This window comes from Flagellimonas sp. S3867 (assembly GCF_014698935.1).
GTDB lineage: Bacteria > Bacteroidota > Bacteroidia > Flavobacteriales > Flavobacteriaceae > Flagellimonas.
In genome coordinates, this window is record NZ_JACVMN010000002.1 from 787,729 (window position 1) to 803,591 (window position 15,863).

A 15,863-nucleotide genomic window follows, 5' to 3' on the forward strand; every position below is an offset into this window, starting at 1 on the left:
GCCAAAATTTTGATTGATGAACATTCTTATCCTTGGTTCTGGAGGTCGTGAACATGCGATTGCCCATAAAATTTCACTAAGCCCTAAAACAGAAAAATTGTTTGCTGCTCCCGGCAATGCCGGTACAGCTAATATTGCAACCAATGTTGAAGTTGGCGTTAACGATTTTGAAGGCATTAAAGCTCTAGTTTTAAAGGAGAATATTGACTTGGTTGTTGTAGGACCGGAAGATCCATTGGTGAAAGGGATTCATGATTTTTTTCTAAATGATGTTGAGCTTAATAACATTCCGGTAATAGGACCACAAAAGGCTGCGGCAGAACTAGAAGGAAGTAAAGAGTTTGCCAAAGAATTTATGATGCGCCATGATATTCCAACCGCCGCCTATCAAAGTTTTACCTCAGACAACTTGGAAGAAGGCTACGATTTTTTAGAAACCTTGAATCCACCTTATGTGCTTAAAGCTGACGGGCTTGCAGCAGGTAAAGGAGTTTTGATCCTTCAGGATTTGGAGGAGGCCAAATCAGAACTGAAGGCCATGTTGATTGATTCAAAATTTGGGGAAGCGAGTGCCACAGTGGTCATTGAAGAGTTTTTAGATGGCATTGAATTAAGCTGTTTTGTACTTACTGATGGTTCCAACTATAAAATTTTACCAACTGCAAAGGACTACAAACGTATAGGAGAAGGAGACACTGGACTCAATACAGGTGGAATGGGAGCCATCTCCCCGGTTCCTTTTGCTGATGAGATCCTTATGCGAAAAATTGAGCGTCAAATTGTAAAACCGACCGTAGAAGGCCTTAAAAAAGATAATTTGCCCTATGTGGGATTCATTTTTATTGGACTGATCAAAGTTGGGGACGAACCTAAGGTAATCGAGTACAATGTTCGTATGGGAGATCCAGAAACCGAAGTGGTAATTCCCAGATTAAAGTCGGATTTATTGGAAGTGTTGGTCGCAATGTCAAAAGGGACATTGGATCAAATCAATTTGGAAATTGATGAGAGAGCAGCTACAACCGTAATGGCTGTTTCAGGAGGTTATCCTGAAGCATACGAGAAAGGAAAGCAAATCTCGGGAATAGAGGCCATTGATGACTCCTTTGTTTTTCATGCTGGGACAAAAATAAAAGATGGGAATGTGGTAACAAATGGCGGACGTGTAATTGCCATTACTTCCTTCGGAAATGATTTCAAGGAGGCATTGCAAAAATCCTATCAAAATATAGAAAAACTACATTTTGATGGAATGTACTACCGAAAAGATCTTGGGTTTGACCTATAGGTAAGAATGCGAGGTAATGCTCTTATCCTCCTCACCATTATCATTGAAAATCTTAAGCTCTTTCATCCAATAAATCAAGGCAACAAAACCGATGATTGCGAAAATCCAATTTACTGAGTTGGATGCCCACCAGCTTTGCATAAATCTGAAGAAATCATAAGGAGCAAAAAGACCATTTACAAATAAGTCTTCAATGCCATAAAAAAACTTGCTCATCTTAGCTATATTTACCTTGCAAAAGTAGTAAAACCCAACATGATTTCAAGCTTTTTCGGAAAAACAAAACCGATAAATTATATTGTTTTATCCGTTTTTCTCTTTCTTTTTTATGCTGTTTACCTTTTTTTCGGCGGCGGACAAGGACTTAGCTTAGATACCCTTCCGGGAGAAGTCTTGGTAATTGGCATCCTCCTGTTTTCCATGTATATCATTAGCAGAATGGTTAAGGTTGAGAAGGTTACAGATCTCAGTTCATTCGCAATTTTGTTTTTTACATTGCTTTTGGTCGCTTTTTCGGAAACTCTTGGCTACAGAAATGCAATTTTCGCCAACTTCTTTTTATTACTGGCCATCTGGAGATTATTGGCAATTAAATCGGTCCGAAATGTAAAACATAAAATTTTTGACGCCTCCTTTTTAATATGTGTAGCCGGTTTTTTTTACGATTGGGCACTGATTTTTTTGATACTTGTGTTTGTGGCAATCAATGTTTATGATAGAAAACCGGTCAAAAATTGGATGGTACCTTTTGCAGCGATCATAACAGTTTTGATTTTATCGTTCACTCTATTAAAATTTAATGACTCACTCGGTTTTTTTGTAGAACATTATCAGTTCAAAATAGATTTTTTATACAATGATTTTTTCAGACATCCTGGAGTCATAAAGCGTCTTGTCTATACCTCTATAATGTTGGTGCTGATGTTGTTAGTTTTTTTGAAAGTACGGAAAAAGGGTGGCGGAAAATTGATTTTGTTACGGATGGTGTTTTTGGTATTCGTTTTGGGAAGCATAATGAGCTTTTTTAAGTTTGATGAGACATCCCCGGTTTTGATTACTTTCTTTCCTGTCGCTGTGTTTTTGACGAATTATTTAGAAAACATCAAAAGAACAAAACTTAGAGAACTGGTTGTCGGCATTTGTGTGCTGGTTTCATTCTTACTTTTTATTTTGGACCTTAAGCTGTAAAAGGAGAAAGCAATATCTTTGCCTCAAATTTATGCACATGTTCAGTTCTTTTGCCTTTAAGATCTTTCAAGAGAGTATAAACACCTATCATATTAAAGATGATGTTTACCAGGAATTTACAAACCCTTATCCAAAGGACAAAGTAGAGCATTTGCTATACAGAAAAAATTGGATTGATACGGTGCAATGGCATTATGAAGATATCATCCGAGACCCTGAAATTAATCCGGTTGATGCGTTGGAATTAAAACGTAAAATTGATGCCAGCAACCAAGACAGAACTGATTTAGTAGAATATATAGACGGTTATTTTCTTGATAAACATAAAAATGTTGAGGTAAAAGCTGATGCTACGATCAATACCGAAAGTCCGGCCTGGGCCATTGACCGACTGTCCATTTTAGCGTTAAAAATCTATCATATGCAAGAAGAGGTGGATCGAACCGATGCATCCGCTGATCATATTGAAAAGTGCAGCAAAAAGTTATCGGTGCTTTTAGATCAAAAAAAGGACCTTTCTTCCGCTATTGACCAACTGCTTGAAGATATTGAAGCAGGCAAAAAGTATATGAAAGTCTACAAGCAGATGAAAATGTACAATGACGACGAGCTAAATCCGGTGCTCCGTGGACAAAAAGGGTAAACAAACCCATATTTTGGTCATTCGCCTATCTGCCATGGGTGATGTGGCCATGACCGTTCCTGTTTTGAGGGCATTGATTGACCAACATTCGCAGGTTAAAGTTACCATCCTTACCAAAAAGCCTTTTCTACCTATTTTTTCTGGAATAGAAAATGTTTCAGTCTTCGAAGCTGATGTAAAAAAGCGCCATAAAGGACTTATTGGATTATGGAGGCTTTATCAAGAGCTAAGAAAACTTCAAATTGATGTTGTTGCCGATCTGCACAATGTGTTGCGTAGCAGAATTCTGCAAAAATACTTTAGACTTGGCAAAACTCCTTTTGCACAGTTGGATAAAGGAAGGACTGAAAAAAAAGCACTTACCAGAGCCAAGAACAAAGTATTCAAACAGCTTAAAAGTACCCATCAACGCTATGCAGATGTATTCACAGCCTTGGGTTTTCCTGTTGATTTGGAAAAAGCAAAGCTTTTGGAACGCGCGCAACTATCGGATAAGATATTGGAGTTGGTACAGCAAGACACAAAGAAATGGGTGGGAATTGCGCCTTTTGCGGCCCACGAGGGCAAAATGTACCCACTGAATCTCATGAAAGATGTCATTCGAGAACTATATGATACCGATGAGTATAAAATACTGCTCTTTGGTGGCGGAGCCCATGAGATTCAGCAGTTGGAGGTAATTGCAGAGGTCGGAGAACATATTTTGAATATGGCCGGGAAGTTGAATTTGAAAGAAGAATTGGTCTTAATTTCAAATCTGGATGTGATGTTGTCCATGGATAGTGGCAATGCGCACTTGGCAGCCAATTATGGAATTCCGGTGGTCACACTTTGGGGGGTTACCCATCCCTTTGCAGGGTTTTATCCTTTTGGGCAGCGCATGGAAAATGCGCTGTTGGCTGATCGGGATAGTTTTCCTTTGATTCCGACCTCGGTATATGGCAATAAATTGCCAAAAGGGTACGAAACCGTAATGGAAACCATAACACCTCAACAGGTGGTGGATAAAATTACCACCTTATTGGATGGTTAGGCTACTGTTTGTCTTTCTGAAATAGAATTGAAATAATGTTTTAGCTGTTGCAGATATTGATACTTCAACTGTCTGCCATTGGTTTCAGATAATAAGGAGCGCATGCCCAAATAAGAGGCAATAATGTAGGTTGCAACCCCTTCGCAGTCTATATGACGGGCGATATGACCATCAGTTTTTCCATTTTTCAATACGGAAACCAAGTTTACTTCCCATACTTTAAGTATATCCTTTAAATAAGAGCTGATTTCGGCATTACGCTTATTGAATTCTGTAATAAAGTCATTTAGCATAAAGCCATAGGCCATTTCATTGCTTTTTCCAGGTTCCAAAGCTTTCTCCAAACTGTCCAAAATAGCATGTAAAGGATTTTCCTGTTCATTTAAGGGTTCTACCAATAGGGCATATACCTTTTGCACAATCAGATTTTGCACTATGCTGATAAAATAATCCTCCTTGGATTTAAAATGATAGTAAAAAGCACCTTTAGAAAGTGACAACTCTGTTAGAATATCATCCAAACTAGTGTTGTAGTAGCCCTTAGTGTGAAAAACTTCAAGGCCCACAGCATGCAATCGGTGCATGGTTTCACGTCTTTTTAGGTTTCGTTCCATAAGATTGGGTTTTGGGTTAATTAGACCGTTAAGTCTGTTACAAAGTTTCTACAGATTGGACCCAACCTCAAGAATCAAGGGTGTATTTGTAAGAAAAATCGGTGAAATGTAAAAAATGAACCTAAACAATGGATTCCAAAAAAAACTAACCGACCAGCTGGTCGGTTTAAGTGTAACATTAATAGTTAAAATACTATAATTTAAAAGTCAAAACGATGAATTTTCTCCCCAAAAAATATCTGCGGCGACAAAAGTTAGTAAAAGGATATATTTGTTTGCAAATTCTAACCAGTTCAAATGCAATTTAACTCCATTGAATTTCTAATATTTTGTCTTTTCTTTTTTATTCTTTGGCCTTTTTTTAGGAAGAAGTCTGAACTTAGATGGATTTTTATTGTTGTAGCCAGCTTAATATTTTACGCATGGTGGGACTGGCGCTTTCTTTTTTTGATAATAACAAGTGGAGTTATTGACTTTTTTTGTGGGATTGGAATCCAGAAAAATGTGAAGCGAAAAAAGTTGTTTTTGACTATTTCGATAATCGCAAACCTTGGTCTTTTATCCATTTTTAAATACAGTGTTTTTTTTGCATCTATACTAGAAAAGGTTTTTAGAACCTTTGGTCTAGATATTGATTTAATTAGCAATATTCCTGAGTTTACTCTAATTCTTCCTATTGGAATAAGCTTTTATACCTTTCAATCATTAAGCTATACAATAGATATATATCGTAATAGATTAAATCCAACAAAAAACATATTTCATTTTTTTAGTTATCTATCAATGTTTCCGCAACTAGTTGCTGGACCAATAGTTAGAGCTAAGGATTTTTTGAAACAACTTGAAACATATAGGGTGCCAAATTATATGGAGAAATGGAACTCTTTTAAGCTGGTTGTTTATGGCTTGTTTCAAAAAATGGTAATAGCTGACAACCTTTCCTTTTTCATTGACTCAGCTTTTGAGGGTAAGTCTTCTTTTGACGGCACTTTGTATTGGTGGGTGGTGATGATTGCATTTTCATTTCAAATTTATTGTGACTTTAGTGGATATAGTTTAGTTGCAAGGGGTTTGGCAAAATATATGGGATATCATTTCAAGATGAACTTCAATCACCCATATCTTTCCAGAAACCTAAAAGAGTTCTGGTCAAGTTGGCATATTTCTTTATCCACGTGGTTTAGAGATTATGTATATATCCCCTTAGGCGGTTCCAAAAGTGGTTTAGGAAAAATGATTTTAGCTTTGATAGTGACTATGCTATTATCAGGTCTTTGGCATGGTGCAAATTATACCTTTTTAATATGGGCTACAATACACACTATTTTGTTATTAATTGAAAAGCTTGTAAAACTAAGGATTAAAATAAATGAAAGAATTAGTATTCTAATTGTATTCATACTGGTGCTGGTCGCATGGGTTTATTTTAGAGCTGAAAACTTTGCGCAAGGCAATGAAATAGTCTCTAAATTATTTCTCTTTAATTCTTTTAACTTTGATTTTTATGACGTCTATTTTGATAATCTATTTTATTTGATTTTGGCAGTCCTAATAGAATACGTTTTCTTTTTAAGAAGAAATTCGTATAAAATAAGAATATATTCTAGAAAATATCATGTGGATTTAATAACTATCACCTTTTGTATTTTAGCTATCATTTTTCTAAAAGGAGAGGGAGAACAATTTATTTATTTTCAATTTTGATGTCAATACAGAAAAGAAAAGTTTTATTTACTGCAATACTCTCAGGTCTGTTTGTAGTTCTTATTAAAACGTACTTACCATTAAAAAGAAGTAATTCGGAAATCGCAAATGATTTTTGGATTAAAAAAACACATCAAAAAGAAAAAAAAAACATTGTGGTTGGGGGAAACTCAAGGATATATAGAGGGATATCGATAAAGGCCATACAGAGCGGATTAGATAATAAACTGAGTGGTGTGAACTTAGGATATTCAGCATTGGGATATAGCAATGAGTATTTGGACTTTTTGCTATCAAGAGTTGATTTGAAATCAAAAAATAAAGTTGTTGTTTTGGCACTTGATGTTGGGCCACTAACAGATATTGCTGTCGAAAATAAAAGCTTTGCTAGATATAAGAGTGTAAGTAATTCAGAGATTTTTAAAGTTCTATATTTAAATGAATATGTTAACATTTCGAGTTACAAGCCTTCTGAGATAATCAGAATCTTTCAAAAAACAGCAGAGAACAGACATAATTTTGTTGAAGACAGGAAAAACTATTTCGCAAAGTATTATGAAGATGGATGGGTAGCTTCTTACAAAGTGCCTAATAATCCAATGGAGGCATTACCCGTGTATAAAAAATTCGCTGAGGATAATAATATGCAAATTAGTAATGAAGTATATCAAAATTTATTATTTAGAATTCAGGAGTTTGTAGAAATGGGTATTGAAGTTATTTGCTTTAGACCTCCATCAACTCTGGAAATGCAAGAATGGGAAAATGAAAAATTTAAATTTGATGAGAACAAAATTAGGAAGGAAATTGAAGAAATGGGAGGGCATTGGATTGAAATAAATACAACGGAGTATAAATCTTATGACGGATCACATCTTCATTATTTGTCTGCGGAAAAATTATCTAAAATTATAGGTATAAAAATGAATCAAATACTTTACAAATAAACAACGTTTATCATTATGTAACCACCAAAATTGGTTTTGGGTACAATTTGACCGTTAAGTCTGTTGCAAAGTTTCTGCAGATTGAACCCAGCCTCAAGACTCAAGGGTGTATTTATAAGAAAAATCGGTGAAATGTAAAAAAAGAACCCAAAAGAACCTATCTCCAAAAAACTAACCGACCAGCTGGTCGGTTTAAGCGATTCTTTTTGGGGATAAATAACATCAACCCAAAAGACCTGCCCACCAATTTGACTTGGATTTTTACAATAAAATTCCAGAACTTCACTTATCGTTGGATATAAATCATTAAAACGATTCATATCGACCCGTTGTGCATAATTTAACCAAACAAAAACGTAAAAAAAATATTTATCTTGACTCTACTCTCATTTTTCGGTTGTAAAAACGAACCAATCTGTACTGTAAATGAAAATAACGCTGGAAAAGAAATTTATGATTTGGACGAGGCAACTTGTTTCATTGCTTTAAAGCTGAACAAGAAAAAGTCTGACTTGAAATTGATTCGCAGTGCTCTAATTGCGGAGGAAAACTATATGAGTAAAATCGGACTGACAACAGAAAACCCGAATCCCGAAAGTGAACCTGAATCGAATGCAGAATTGGACATTAACCAAATGGCGGAATATGCTATGAATGAGGAAAAAGTTGAACTGACAAAAGACGAATTAATCGAAATCTATGACACCGAAATCGAATATTTAATGTTCATCGGAGTTGTGGAACAATAAAAACTATGCACAACAATGGCTATAATTAATACGGGATTTCGTGCTTAACCTAAAGTTTAGTGCTTTTTAACTAAGTACGCCAAATCTTTTTGATTTGGCTTTATAAAAAAAAGATAAAACAAAATAAAAAGTTTTGGCTAAGTGCTTAATCGAAAGTTCACTACTTTTAAGTCCCGTACTAACCATAGCCGAGACGATAAGTGCCATTCTAAAAACGTTGGCTCTTGCGTTAAGCCACCGTCCCCTGACAACTACTTCCAGCCCCGGCAGTGCACCCATAACAATGTTGTGAAATGATAATGTTTCGGTCGTTTAAAACATCCTCATTATAGTCCTTAATATGTTTCACTTTACTGGCGACCTTTAGGTCGAGCATTTGGTTAAAGTCACAATCGTACAACCAACCATCCCAACTTATAGATATGGTGTTGGTGCACATCACATTGGCCACTGCTGCCGGATTGTAGGCCTCTACCAAAGCATACATATAATCTTCATAGTTTTCTGAAGCGATCAAATAATCCAAAAATCGGGCAATGGGCAGATTGGTAATAGCAAAAAGATTATGGAACTGAATCCCAAAATCCTCATCCAATGCCTTTTTAAAATCTCGCTCCATAGCCGCTTGATCGCCTGGCAAGTAGGCGCCAGATGGATTATAGACCAAATCTAACCGTAAAGGACTCTCTGGCATGCCATATCCTACGGCATTCAATTCCTGTAATGCTTTAATGGATTTATCAAAAACTCCATCACCACGTTGTTTGTCAGTTTTGCCTCTAGTATAATGTGGCATAGAAGAAATCACATGAACATTGTGCTTTTTAAAGAATTCTGGAAGATCGTAGTACTTTTTGTTGGCCCGGATAATGGTGAGATTGGAGCGAACTATAAAATCTTTGATACCGGCTTTGGCGGCCTCCTCTACAAACCATCTAAAATCCGGATTCATCTCAGGAGCACCTCCGGTAAGATCCAAGGTATGGGCTTCCGTATTACGAATTACCTCCAAACATTGCTTCATGGTATCCCGTGTCATGATTTCCTTACGGTCTGGTCCCGCATCCACATGGCAATGCTCGCATACTTGGTTGCACATATAACCCACGTTGATCTGTAGAATTTCCAATTTGTTGGGTCGAAGTGGAAAATGACCTATCTCAGCAATCTTATCCTTAAAATAAGGAAGTTCACCTTCGGCGAAAATACTACCATTAAGGATTTCCAATTGTTTATTGGTTGCCGCCAATTCATTATCCTGTGCCTTAAGCGATTTTTTGGCAGCCTTTTTTATTTTGGGCATGATGCTTTGTTCCATTTTTCTTGTCTTGTGCTTGCTTGCTGGGGGCATTAGTCGACCGTTAATCGTCAACTTTCAACAAACAATTAGGATTACATACTTAGTTTGTTGTATTTATTCATCATTTGAACGCCATGCACCAGGGTAGCACCACTTTCAATTGCAGCTCCAACATGAACGGCTTCCATCATTTCTTCCTTGGTGATTCCTTTTTGCAGTCCATCTTTGGTATAGGCATCAATGCAATAGGGGCATTTGACCACATGCGACACCGCTAAAGCGATAAGGGATTTTTCACGTGCACTTAGGGCACCTTCTTCAAAAACTTTTCCGTAATAATCAAAAAATTTGGTGCCGAGTTCCTCACTCCACTCGGTGATTTTTCCAAATTTTCGAAGATCTGCTGGATCGTAATAACTATTTGCCATTTCTGTGTTTTTGGTTTGTCATTCCTGCGAAGGCAGGAATCGCACATTATTTTTTTATTGAATTGAGATAAATTTCTTTTACGTGCTTTCTTCGATTGGTGGAAATTTGGTTTTGTCCACTAATTTCAAGAAGTCAGTTTTTAGAATGTGTAAAAGAGGGTGCAGCAATGGCAGAAGCCATTTTGCGCTATTGGGATAATAGCAAAAGTTTGGGTGAACCTTTGTTGAAAGAAAAAGTTATGAAGCGCATTTCCAGTTTTGGAACATGCTTTTTTAAAAAATGGGCGTTTCTTTTGATGAGGAATACTAGAATCTTGAAAATAGCTATCGGAATTCGTCTAGCGAAATGCAGCAAAGCCGTAACATCCTCCAGAATATCTATATCTCGAAGTACAGGAAGCATGAAAAGCGTTGATTTATTTGCCCTGAATAATTGGGAAATTTTGCTAAACAGCCCTACGCGTTGCCAAGGGAGTTTTTGGAAAAGTTGGGCATTGAAGTTGGAACGATGCAATCCCATTAAATAAAAGCCACCATCCAATGTGGGCCCTAGAACAGTTTTGCAAAGCTTTAATTGCTTATTGGTCTCAGCTAAATGAAGCACCTTCAGTTCTGGACTATCGTTTCCTACAGTGATTACATTTTCATAACCTCTGTCATAAATACTTTGGATAGCATTGGAAAAGCGTTCTCCAAAAGTGTTTCCAAGTTGCTCCTTTTCTGAAATATGGAAAAAGGGCAAACCAGATTGTTTTACGATTTTGAGGGTATGTGCAGTAAGTTCATGAAACAACTCTGGTTTAGGGATAGAAGTCTTATAGCGAGCATCCGCCTCAGCAGAGTTCGCAAAAATCAAAACAGCTGTTTCCTGTAAACTAATGTTTCTCAAAATTTAAGCCTCTATCACAAGCCTATATTAATAATTTTAAGTCGAAAAGAGGCTAGTTGAATTACAATATAGGCCTAATTAAGCTGAACTTTAACATTCCGACCCTCTAGTCGGTTTAAAAAAACGGAGGTAAGAATTCATCAAGATTAAAATCGAAGCAATATCGATGAAGTGCAAAAAATGCGTTCATTTTTAAAGAAAACAAACTGTATGGTCGGTAAATATCTCAATAAATTGAAGTGAAACAGCTTAGTTGACACCTTTTTTTCGCCAAAAACTACACATCATCGTAGTCTACTTTCAGGGTCGGCGTAAGCGGATGGGCCTGACAGGTCAAAATTAATCCTTCAGCCACTTCACTGTCCGTTAAAATCTGATTTTTCACCATTTCAGCCTTTCCTTCGGTAATTCGAGCAATGCAACTGCTGCACACACCACCTTGACAAGAATAAGGGGCATCAATATCTTCTTTCAACACCGCATCCAAGACCAGGGATTTTTTGTCCATGGTAAAAGAAAAGTTTTCATCGTCCACGGTTACCTCCACTTTGGTCTTTCCGTCTAGATTTTCAGCAAGGGTATCTTCTGTATCCGATGACGTAAACAATTCAAATAAAATCTTGTTCTCAGCAACCCCATTTTTTTTCAGCGTATCTGAAACCGTTGTGATCATTTCCTCAGGTCCGCACAGGTAAAAGGCATCAAATGTGGTTTCCTTGAACCTGTTTTTTACAATAAAATTGACCGTTGAGGTTTCAATTCTGCCAAAAAGTGAATCTTCTTCTTGAGAGCGACTATAGACATGTTGAACAAAAAACCTATTGGTATATTTTTTTTGAAGCTCTTGAATAGCCTGTAAATACATAGTTTCTTGTGGGGTTTGGTTCCCAAAAACCAAAACAAATGTGTTATCAGAATTACTTTCCAAAACGGTTTGGGCAATGCTCATTATCGGAGTGATTCCACTACCCGCAGCAAAAGCAGCTACATTTTTATTGGTAGTGTCTTTTTCAAAAACAAATCGCCCTTCGGGACGCATAACCTCTATATGATCACCAACCTTAAGGTTTTCATTGGCATAAACCGAAAACGTACCATTTGGCACTTTTTTAATTCCAACGGTAAGTTTTCCAGAAGAGGGTGCTGACGAGATAGAATATGCCCTGCGCACTTCTTGTCCATTTACTTGGTGCTTTAGTGTGATATACTGTCCGGCGTTAAAGGCAAAAGTAGCTGTAAGATTATCCGGAATTTCAAAAGTCAAAGCTACTGCGTTAGGGGTCAAGGCATCAACCGCAGAGATTTTTAGGGCATGAAAGTCGCTCATGTAGAATGAATTTTTTTGCAAAGCTACGGATTAAGGCAATTTTGATGATTGAGATTTCAAAAAAAGAAACAATACTGTAACAAATCGCTCCAAATGGTTACTAACCTCTTGAAAATTACCAACCCATGTTTAAACGCTTTATCAACCTTCAATGGAAAGCCTTCTTCAGGTCCTCATCCTTTGGTAAGGGTATGGCCTTGAAAATTGTCATGATCTTTTTTGGACTTTATATGCTGGCCACAGTGGTATTTGTTGGTGCATTCTTATATGAAATTCTTAGAAAAGTGTTCCCAGATCAGAACCCGATGTGGATGTTGAGCAGATATATGGTGTATTGGGCACTTATAGAGCTTTTTTTTCGGTATTTTATGCAAAAGCTTCCGGTAATGGACATCAAACCGCTATTGTCCATGCCTATTAAAAAAAGTAGTATAGCACATTATATTCTTGGTCGATCAAGTTTTTCTGGATACAATATTTTGGCTTTGTGCTTTTTCGTCCCTTTCGGGATAGTTTTATTGTTCCATGGGTATCCTGCACTTAATGTAGGGCTTTGGTTAATTTCGATTTTGGCCACAGTCATGTGCATCAACTATGCAAACTTCATTATAAATAAAAGCGAAAAGGCTTTGGCTATTGTTGGAGGTATAATTGCGCTTCTTTATGGGTTGGATTACTTCCAAATTTTACCGGTTAAGGACTTTTTTGGACCTATTTTTCACGGACTATACCAATATCCTTTTGCTGTTTTAGTTCCAGTTATATTGGCACTGGTACTCTATTGGATAAATTTCAGCTATTTAAAGAACAAGTTATTTTTAGATGCCTCCTTGCGAATAAAAACAAAAGAGGCAAAGACCTCCGAGTTGTCATGGACCAAGCGTTTTGGAGATATGGGAACTTTTTTACAGCTGGACCTGAAGATGATTTGGCGAAATAAAAGAACAAAGGCACAGGTGTTTATTTCATTGTTATTTGTGTTTTACGGATTGTTTTTTTACACCCAAGATATTTATGCAACTATGGTGCCGGTGTTTGCCTTTTTGGGAATTTTTATGACCGGAATTTTTCTATCCAACTTTGGACAGTTTATCCCGGCATGGGACAGCAGTTATTATAGTATGATGATGTCACAGAACATTCCCCTCCGCAAATATTTGGAGTCCAAGGCAAGCCTGATTTCAGTGAGTGTCGTAGTCATGTTTTTGCTTACGATTCCTTATGTGTTTTTTGGTTGGGACAAACTGGCCATAAACTTTGGATGTGCACTCTATAACTTAGGGGTCAATATTCCTGTGATTCTATATTTTGGATCGTTCAATAAAAAGCGAATCGATCTTGAGAAAAGCCCAATTGGGAACATGCAGGGAACCAGTGCAACCCAATTTCTGATAATAATTCCGGTTTTAGGATTGCCTATTTTAATTTTTACGGTATTCTATTATCTAATTTCTTTGGAAGCGGGCGTATTGGCTCTTTCTCTTTTAGGAATTATTGGATTTGCACTAAAAAATAAATTATTGGATATGATTACCGAGCAATATCGAAGAAAGAAATATGGCATGATTGCCGGTTTCAAAGAAAAGAATAGTTAACAAGTATATTTCCGTATACCGGGAACTAAATTGAAAAAAATATGATCACAACTGAAAATCTAACCAAAAAATACGGTTCACAACTGGTGTTGAATGTTGAAACCTTGGAGATACCGAAAGGACAAAGTTTTGGATTGGTCGGAAACAATGGTGCAGGAAAAACAACTTTTTTCAGCCTACTGTTGGATTTGATTCAACCCACCTCTGGCAATATTGTCAACAATGAGGTGCAAGTGGATAAAAGTGAAGCATGGAAACCATTTACTTCTGCCTTTATCGACGAAACTTTTTTGATTGGGTACCTTACCCCAGAAGAATATTTTTATTTCATCGGAGATCTTCGCGGGACAAACAATGCAGATGTGGACAAGCTCTTGTCCTCTTTTGAGGACTTTTTTCACGGTGAAATCTTGGGGCAAAAGAAGTATCTCCGTGATCTTTCCAAAGGAAATCAGAAAAAAGCTGGAATAGTTGCCTCTTTTATCGGCAATCCTGAGGTAGTAATTTTAGATGAGCCCTTTGCGAATCTGGATCCTACCACCCAGATAAGACTTAAAGCTATCATCAAAGATTTAGTAGCCAAGCAAGATGTCACGGTTTTAATATCAAGTCATGACCTTATTCATGTGACAGAAGTTTGCGAACGCATTGTGGTATTGAACAAGGGTGAAATTGTAAAGGATATCCAAACCTCAACGGAGACCTTAAAAGAGCTTGAAACTTTTTTCGGGGAATAAAAAAGGCGATGGAATACATCGCCTTCATTAAAGATGATATTATATAATTAACCGCCAAAGATGGAAGGGTCGTAAAAGAATTGTGCCTTCTTTATCTTTCCATCTTCTACTTCGTAAACGCAAACCTCCTCCATTTTGCATCTACCCATCCCCTTAAAAGTAACATCACTGATCATTGGAACCGTAAAATGGTTGCCAGCGACTACTGGGTCACCAATAGAACCTCCGTGCATTTCTTCAATGCTGCTGGCCCATTGCTCATAACCTTTTAAAATATTGTCAATGCCTTGTGTTTTTTCATTGGGGACTCCAGGCATTTCAACGCTCCAGGCATCTTTTGCATATAACCCATATGCTTCTTGATGTTTTCCTTCCCTACAAAGGCTTACTAATTGGTCTGCAACTTCTTGTGTTGTCATTTTGTATTTGTTTTATGATTAATAAATAAACTTGTTGTCAATCGAACGCATGGTTCAAATAAGTATTCAATGGTTTAATAGCTTTAAAGTGGCTTATGATTTCCTGGTTTAACTTTTCCGAACCATAAAAGGGTTCCAAAGGAAATTCTGCCATGGCATAGAACTGTTTGTTATAGATTAAATCGGTTTTTTTCGTGATGGGAAGCAGGCTTTTATCCAACCGCTTTGCCTTTTCGCCACTCAACTGTCCAAAATTTTGGACAAATGTTGTATCCGTGGTGATTTTGATTAATTCTGAAGTATTTGCGGCAATATGATTTCTGATTTTTGAAAGCTCCGGTGGGCGCAACATAAAAAGGCCACCGCCCACATGAATACTGGAGGCATCTATTCCCAAATAATACCCGGGCAGCATTGACTTTTTTCCATTGGGAGAAAATCCGGCCTTCAAAATTGTATGATACGGTGTTTTGTCTTTTGCAAAACGCACGTCCCTGTTGATTCGGAACATCGCTTTTTTAGGATCCGCTAGCATTCGAGAATCCCAATCTGCCAAAGTATCCAAAAGATGCTCTAGCAAATTAAGAAAAGGTTCTTTAGCATCGACTTCATACCTCTTTTTGTTTGCATGAAACCATTCCTTGTTGTTGTTCCTTGCTAATTCTTTAAAGAAAGATGTGTAGGCTTTGGTAATCATAAGAAATGTATTTTAGTTAATCTCATTTTGGGCAACAGGTTTGGGCATGATTTCACATACGGGATACAGGACATCCGTAAACTCACGACAATAAGCACTCTTCTTATGGAGCATTTCCGCTTCTGAATCTACAAAGCTCATTATGTGGGTAAAATGGGTTGGCTTATCTGTTTGTTGAAACGATTTGTACAACAAGGTTCCCGGTTCATTTTTTTCAATTTCGGAAATGAATTTGGCAACAATCACTTTAACCTTTTCAACGGATGCTGACTTTACTTTATAAGGAACAAAAACATGGACCATAA

General features: G+C 37.1%; 18 protein-coding genes. 9 read left to right on the forward strand and 9 right to left on the reverse strand.

From position 1 onward, the window contains the following. Nucleotides 1-16 precede the first annotated feature (16 nt). Nucleotides 17-1,288, forward strand: a complete 1,272-nt coding sequence (purD, locus tag IAG46_RS11190; RefSeq protein ID WP_190810440.1) for a phosphoribosylamine--glycine ligase — start codon at nt 17-19, stop codon at nt 1,286-1,288. Here purD and IAG46_RS11195 read toward each other — a convergent pair. Next, on the reverse strand, nt 1,283-1,504 hold the full coding sequence (locus IAG46_RS11195; protein ID WP_190810441.1) for a uracil phosphoribosyltransferase: 222 nt from the start codon (nt 1,502-1,504) through the stop codon (nt 1,283-1,285). The two genes, purD and IAG46_RS11195, sit on opposite strands and share 6 nt — an antisense overlap. Before the next feature lie 39 nt (nt 1,505-1,543). Here IAG46_RS11195 and IAG46_RS11200 point away from each other — a divergent pair, with 39 nt between their 5' ends. Genes IAG46_RS11200 through IAG46_RS11210 form a run of 3 tightly spaced genes read left to right on the forward strand, consistent with a single transcriptional unit; the run spans nt 1,544 to nt 4,152 of the window. Further along, entirely contained in the window at nt 1,544-2,476 is a 933-nt protein-coding gene (locus IAG46_RS11200) for an EpsG family protein (RefSeq protein ID WP_190810442.1), read from the forward strand. 37 nt (nt 2,477-2,513) lie between these two features. Further along, nucleotides 2,514-3,119: a DUF4254 domain-containing protein gene (locus tag IAG46_RS11205; protein WP_190810443.1), complete on the forward strand. Its 606-nt coding sequence runs from the start codon at nt 2,514-2,516 to the stop codon at nt 3,117-3,119. After that, entirely contained in the window at nt 3,103-4,152 is a 1,050-nt protein-coding gene (locus tag IAG46_RS11210) for a glycosyltransferase family 9 protein (protein WP_368668179.1), read from the forward strand. The genes IAG46_RS11205 and IAG46_RS11210 overlap by 17 nt, the downstream gene beginning before the upstream one ends. Here the strand turns inward: IAG46_RS11210 and IAG46_RS11215 are convergent. Next, entirely contained in the window at nt 4,149-4,766 is a 618-nt protein-coding gene (locus IAG46_RS11215; RefSeq protein WP_190810444.1) for a TetR/AcrR family transcriptional regulator, read from the reverse strand. The two genes, IAG46_RS11210 and IAG46_RS11215, sit on opposite strands and share 4 nt — an antisense overlap. A gap of 297 nt (nt 4,767-5,063) precedes the next feature. Between IAG46_RS11215 and IAG46_RS11220 the strand changes: the two genes are divergently transcribed. The 3 genes from IAG46_RS11220 to IAG46_RS11230 all read left to right on the forward strand — a co-directional run bounded on the left by IAG46_RS11220 (nt 5,064) and on the right by IAG46_RS11230 (nt 8,166). Further along, on the forward strand, nt 5,064-6,470 hold the full coding sequence (locus IAG46_RS11220) for an MBOAT family protein (protein WP_190810445.1): 1,407 nt from the start codon (nt 5,064-5,066) through the stop codon (nt 6,468-6,470). Further along, nucleotides 6,470-7,417, forward strand: a complete 948-nt coding sequence (locus IAG46_RS11225; RefSeq protein ID WP_190810446.1) for a hypothetical protein — start codon at nt 6,470-6,472, stop codon at nt 7,415-7,417. The genes IAG46_RS11220 and IAG46_RS11225 overlap by 1 nt, the downstream gene beginning before the upstream one ends. A gap of 374 nt (nt 7,418-7,791) precedes the next feature. Continuing rightward, nucleotides 7,792-8,166: a hypothetical protein gene (locus tag IAG46_RS11230; protein WP_223826657.1), complete on the forward strand. Its 375-nt coding sequence runs from the start codon at nt 7,792-7,794 to the stop codon at nt 8,164-8,166. Between the two features lie 229 nt (nt 8,167-8,395). Here IAG46_RS11230 and arsS read toward each other — a convergent pair whose 3' ends face one another. From arsS to IAG46_RS11250, 4 genes are all read right to left on the reverse strand, one after another. After that, a complete protein-coding gene (arsS, locus tag IAG46_RS11235) occupies nt 8,396-9,484 on the reverse strand; it encodes an arsenosugar biosynthesis radical SAM (seleno)protein ArsS (RefSeq protein WP_223826658.1) in 1,089 nt (362 codons plus the stop codon). Between the two features lie 74 nt (nt 9,485-9,558). Beyond that, entirely contained in the window at nt 9,559-9,894 is a 336-nt protein-coding gene (locus IAG46_RS11240; RefSeq protein ID WP_190810447.1) for an arsenosugar biosynthesis-associated peroxidase-like protein, read from the reverse strand. Between the two features lie 187 nt (nt 9,895-10,081). Beyond that, nucleotides 10,082-10,783 carry a DUF2064 domain-containing protein gene (locus IAG46_RS11245; protein ID WP_190810448.1) on the reverse strand — a complete coding sequence of 234 codons (702 nt, stop codon included), beginning with the start codon at nt 10,781-10,783 and terminating at the stop codon, nt 10,082-10,084. A gap of 277 nt (nt 10,784-11,060) precedes the next feature. Then, complete coding sequence (locus tag IAG46_RS11250; RefSeq protein WP_190810449.1) at nt 11,061-12,110, reverse strand: ferredoxin--NADP reductase; 1,050 nt, start codon at nt 12,108-12,110, stop codon at nt 11,061-11,063. Between the two features lie 125 nt (nt 12,111-12,235). Here IAG46_RS11250 and IAG46_RS11255 point away from each other — a divergent pair, with 125 nt between their 5' ends. Both IAG46_RS11255 and IAG46_RS11260 read left to right on the forward strand, forming a co-directional pair. After that, the gene (locus tag IAG46_RS11255) at nt 12,236-13,705 is read left to right on the forward strand and encodes a DUF5687 family protein (protein ID WP_190810450.1); all 1,470 of its coding nucleotides are present in this window, start codon (nt 12,236-12,238) and stop codon (nt 13,703-13,705) included. A gap of 41 nt (nt 13,706-13,746) precedes the next feature. Continuing rightward, entirely contained in the window at nt 13,747-14,442 is a 696-nt protein-coding gene (locus IAG46_RS11260; protein ID WP_190810451.1) for an ABC transporter ATP-binding protein, read from the forward strand. Between the two features lie 47 nt (nt 14,443-14,489). Here IAG46_RS11260 and IAG46_RS11265 read toward each other — a convergent pair whose 3' ends face one another. The 3 genes from IAG46_RS11265 to IAG46_RS11275 are packed head-to-tail and all read right to left on the reverse strand — an operon-like array spanning nt 14,490 to nt 15,861. Continuing rightward, on the reverse strand, nt 14,490-14,861 hold the full coding sequence (locus IAG46_RS11265) for a nuclear transport factor 2 family protein (RefSeq protein ID WP_190810452.1): 372 nt from the start codon (nt 14,859-14,861) through the stop codon (nt 14,490-14,492). Nucleotides 14,862-14,898: 37 nt separating this feature from the next. Beyond that, nucleotides 14,899-15,558: a DUF2461 domain-containing protein gene (locus IAG46_RS11270; RefSeq protein WP_190810453.1), complete on the reverse strand. Its 660-nt coding sequence runs from the start codon at nt 15,556-15,558 to the stop codon at nt 14,899-14,901. A gap of 12 nt (nt 15,559-15,570) precedes the next feature. Next, nucleotides 15,571-15,861, reverse strand: coding sequence for a putative quinol monooxygenase (locus tag IAG46_RS11275; protein ID WP_190810454.1), 291 nt, complete (start codon nt 15,859-15,861; stop codon nt 15,571-15,573). Between the last annotated feature and the right edge of the window lie 2 nt (nt 15,862-15,863).

Coding starts and splice junctions, on each gene's coding strand:
- purD (WP_190810440.1), top strand. CDS start 17: ATGAACATTCTTATCCTTGGTTCTGGAGGTCGTGAACATGCGATTGCC.
- IAG46_RS11220 (WP_190810445.1), top strand. CDS start 5,064: ATGCAATTTAACTCCATTGAATTTCTAATATTTTGTCTTTTCTTTTTT.
- IAG46_RS11265 (WP_190810452.1), bottom strand. CDS start 14,861: ATGACAACACAAGAAGTTGCAGACCAATTAGTAAGCCTTTGTAGGGAA.
- IAG46_RS11255 (WP_190810450.1), top strand. CDS start 12,236: ATGTTTAAACGCTTTATCAACCTTCAATGGAAAGCCTTCTTCAGGTCC.
- IAG46_RS11275 (WP_190810454.1), bottom strand. CDS start 15,861: ATGGTCCATGTTTTTGTTCCTTATAAAGTAAAGTCAGCATCCGTTGAA.
- IAG46_RS11200 (WP_190810442.1), top strand. CDS start 1,544: ATGATTTCAAGCTTTTTCGGAAAAACAAAACCGATAAATTATATTGTT.
- IAG46_RS11225 (WP_190810446.1), top strand. CDS start 6,470: ATGTCAATACAGAAAAGAAAAGTTTTATTTACTGCAATACTCTCAGGT.
- IAG46_RS11195 (WP_190810441.1), bottom strand. CDS start 1,504: ATGAGCAAGTTTTTTTATGGCATTGAAGACTTATTTGTAAATGGTCTT.
- IAG46_RS11205 (WP_190810443.1), top strand. CDS start 2,514: ATGTTCAGTTCTTTTGCCTTTAAGATCTTTCAAGAGAGTATAAACACC.
- IAG46_RS11270 (WP_190810453.1), bottom strand. CDS start 15,558: ATGATTACCAAAGCCTACACATCTTTCTTTAAAGAATTAGCAAGGAAC.
- IAG46_RS11250 (WP_190810449.1), bottom strand. CDS start 12,110: ATGAGCGACTTTCATGCCCTAAAAATCTCTGCGGTTGATGCCTTGACC.
- IAG46_RS11215 (WP_190810444.1), bottom strand. CDS start 4,766: ATGGAACGAAACCTAAAAAGACGTGAAACCATGCACCGATTGCATGCT.
- IAG46_RS11240 (WP_190810447.1), bottom strand. CDS start 9,894: ATGGCAAATAGTTATTACGATCCAGCAGATCTTCGAAAATTTGGAAAA.
- arsS (WP_223826658.1), bottom strand. CDS start 9,484: ATGGAACAAAGCATCATGCCCAAAATAAAAAAGGCTGCCAAAAAATCG.
- IAG46_RS11260 (WP_190810451.1), top strand. CDS start 13,747: ATGATCACAACTGAAAATCTAACCAAAAAATACGGTTCACAACTGGTG.